Source organism: Fictibacillus arsenicus (assembly GCF_001999465.1).
Taxonomy (GTDB): Bacteria; Bacillota; Bacilli; order Bacillales; family Fictibacillaceae; genus Fictibacillus; species Fictibacillus arsenicus.
Genome location: NZ_MQMF01000021.1, coordinates 1 through 2,053, shown reverse-complemented (window position 1 = coordinate 2,053; position 2,053 = coordinate 1). Strand labels below are relative to the sequence as shown.

The following is a 2,053-nucleotide window of genomic DNA, read 5'->3' as shown; positions in this document are numbered from 1 at the left end:
TGCTGGTGTTCCTCTCTCTTCGCTAGGTTCCGTGCCGCCCACTCCTCCCATCTCCGCGGCGGCGAGTGCGAGACGGTGGGACCCGGCACCAGGGCTGTAATCGACCGGGGGTCTGCTCAGGTCAGGGCGGGTCGCTATCTCCAAGGCCCTGACCCGTTCAGACCGCGCCTGACGCATCTCTTCGATGTGGCGGTCCAGCAGGTCGCGTTGCGCTGCCGTGCGTCGCAGCTGGGTCTCTGCGGTGTCCCGTTCCGTGGTCACCTGGGCGATCTCACGGCGGAGGTCGTGGATGAGCCTGCCGGCCTTACGGAGGTCCGCCGCGGTCCGGGACGCCCCATGGACGTAGCCGGTCATGAGAACGCGGCTCCTTTCGCGAGGTAGGCGGTCAGGGATGCGACGTGTGACTGGTGCTCGGCATGCTCACGTTCGGCCCGCTGCTGCTGGACGGCGGTAAGGGCCTCCCGGTACGGGGTCCAGGTTGTGGCCTTGCTTTTGGGCTGGATCGTGGACCTGTCAGGTTGGGGGGCGGATGTCCGGTGCTGCCCGGTGTACGTGTATGCCTGCTCGAAGAGTCGTTCGTCTCGGCGCTGGCCGGCCCCTTGCAGGTGGTAGGCGCACACGTGGCGGTGGTGGCAGACGGCATGGGGGTTGCGGCAGCAGTCGCCGTCGCAGGCGACGCCGTGCCAGGTGGCGGCAACCTTGTTTCCCATCAGGCGGCCGCCGTCCGACCGAAGTGCTCCTCGATCTTGTCGGTGCGCAGGTCCCACCAGTAGTCGTCGCCGTCGGGGCTGGACACGTAGACGAGGGGGGCGGCGGTCGCGCCGAGGTCCTTGACGTAGTTCATGGCGTCCGGGTTGTGGGCGAGGTCGACTTCGGTGTAGGTGACGCCGCGCCGGTCGAGGGCTCGTTTGGTGGCGACGCACTTGGCGCAGTAGGGGGTGGAGCGGGTGTAGATGGTGACGGCGGCCCCGTTGCGGGCGGCGATCTGGGTGGTGATGTCGGTGACGGTCACGGGGGTGTCCCTTCATGCTGGGTGGTGGTGGGGGTGCCCGCCCCGGGCGTTGCTCCCGGTGCGGCCGCTGGGTCGGACGCGGGCTCTTTTCCGCTGATACCCGTGCGGGTATCAGTAGATTTGTGACAGGGTCAGAAGGGCGGGGTGCCGGCGGGTGCCCCGCCCCAGCCGCCGGTGTTGTCGCCACCGGTCCAGGCGTCACCGGACGGGGCCGCAGGCTTGCTGTCCCAGCCGCCGCTCTGGCCCTGGCCGTCGTTCTTGCGGGACGGGAGGACCTGCACGCCCACGGCGCGCACGTCATTTGAGATACCTGGCCCGTTCTTGCCCTCGTACTCGCGGGTGTAGAACTCGCCCGCGACCTTGACTCGGGTGCCCTTCTGCACCTCGTGCTGAAGGGCCTCAGCGGCCGGCCCGAACAGGGAGACGTTGAACCAGGTCTCCGCGAGGGTCTCCCAGGACCCGTCGTCCCGCTTGCGGGACTTCGAGTCGCAGGCCCGGAAGTTCAGGACGGGGGAGCCGTTCGGGGTGTAGCGCAGCTCCGCGTTGGCGGCGACGTTGCCGGTGAACTGAATCTCAGCCATGAGTGATGCCTTCTTTCGTGAGGGGTTTGGGTGGTCAGGCGGTGGGCTCGTCGACGATCTCGCCCGTGGACTCGTCCGCCGTCGGGGTGGTGAGCATCTGGAAGACCTCCGCCGCAGCCTCCGGGCTGATCTGGTTCGGATGCGTCCACTCCGCACCCGTCAGCTCGGTCAACTTCGCGAGCCACAGGTCGCCCCGATCAACCTCCGGGGCCAGACCCGCCTGGTGGAGGGCCTGCTTCAACTCGGCCCACTGCGCCTGCCACGGCTCCGGCTGGGACTCCACCGGCTGCTGCTGGGGCTGGGGGCGCTGGCCCATCGCCTGCGCCAGACGCGACCCACCCTGCGACTGCTGGGCCTGGGCGCGAGGGGCCGGGGCCGGGCTGTCGGCCTGCGCCATCTCCTCCGACGTGTACAAACCCGACAGGTCATCCGGGAACGCCCGCCGGATCGCCAACGCCTC

At 69.2% G+C, this 2,053-nt stretch carries 5 protein-coding genes; all 5 read right to left on the bottom strand.

Annotated elements, in window-relative coordinates; genetic code table 11:
• Positions 1-354, bottom strand: a 354-nt coding sequence (locus UN64_RS21150; protein ID WP_216352805.1) for a hypothetical protein, incomplete at its 3' end; no start/stop codon positions are given.
• Complete coding sequence (locus UN64_RS19775) at positions 351-710, bottom strand: hypothetical protein (protein WP_077365945.1); 360 nt, start codon at positions 708-710, stop codon at positions 351-353. The genes UN64_RS21150 and UN64_RS19775, both read right to left, overlap by 4 nt.
• Positions 710-1,012, bottom strand: coding sequence for a glutaredoxin family protein (locus UN64_RS19770; RefSeq protein ID WP_216352804.1), 303 nt, complete (start codon positions 1,010-1,012; stop codon positions 710-712). Before UN64_RS19770 ends, UN64_RS19775 begins: the two co-directional genes overlap by 1 nt.
• A 131-nt stretch (positions 1,013-1,143) precedes the next feature.
• Entirely contained in the window at positions 1,144-1,593 is a 450-nt protein-coding gene (locus UN64_RS19765; protein WP_077365943.1) for a single-stranded DNA-binding protein, read from the bottom strand.
• A gap of 34 nt (positions 1,594-1,627) precedes the next feature.
• On the bottom strand, positions 1,628-2,053 hold a 426-nt coding region (locus UN64_RS21145; RefSeq protein WP_216352803.1), incomplete at its 5' end, for a hypothetical protein.

Coding starts and splice junctions, on each gene's coding strand:
- UN64_RS19765 (WP_077365943.1), bottom strand. CDS start 1,593: ATGGCTGAGATTCAGTTCACCGGCAACGTCGCCGCCAACGCGGAGCTG.
- UN64_RS19775 (WP_077365945.1), bottom strand. CDS start 710: ATGGGAAACAAGGTTGCCGCCACCTGGCACGGCGTCGCCTGCGACGGC.